Here is a 247-nt window from a genome sequence, read left to right on the forward strand (position 1 = left end):
TTGCTTTTGGAATCTTCAACACCAAGTCCATCTCCATACTGGTATATAAAAAGCGAAGTTCGAGCGAGATTTACCGCCATACTAACAAATGTCGGATCGAAAGGACACTCAAAAATCGCTCTGTCAAGTCTCTTCCATGTGTCCATAATGATGCTTCTGATGTGTTGTCGAGCGTCCATTTCTGATGCATTGGCTTCGCGCATATAACAATATATTGAAGATGCAACATCCCCTCTTTCAAGCTCAG

At 42.1% G+C, this 247-nt stretch carries 1 protein-coding gene; it reads right to left on the reverse strand.

Annotated features, from left to right (window positions below):
• Nucleotides 1–247: terpene synthase family protein (locus J5474_RS23365; protein WP_209364282.1), on the reverse strand; the 247-nt coding region annotated here is incomplete at both ends.

The sequence above is a fragment of the Sagittula salina genome, from assembly GCF_017813235.1.
Lineage (GTDB): Bacteria > Pseudomonadota > Alphaproteobacteria > Rhodobacterales > Rhodobacteraceae > Sagittula > Sagittula salina.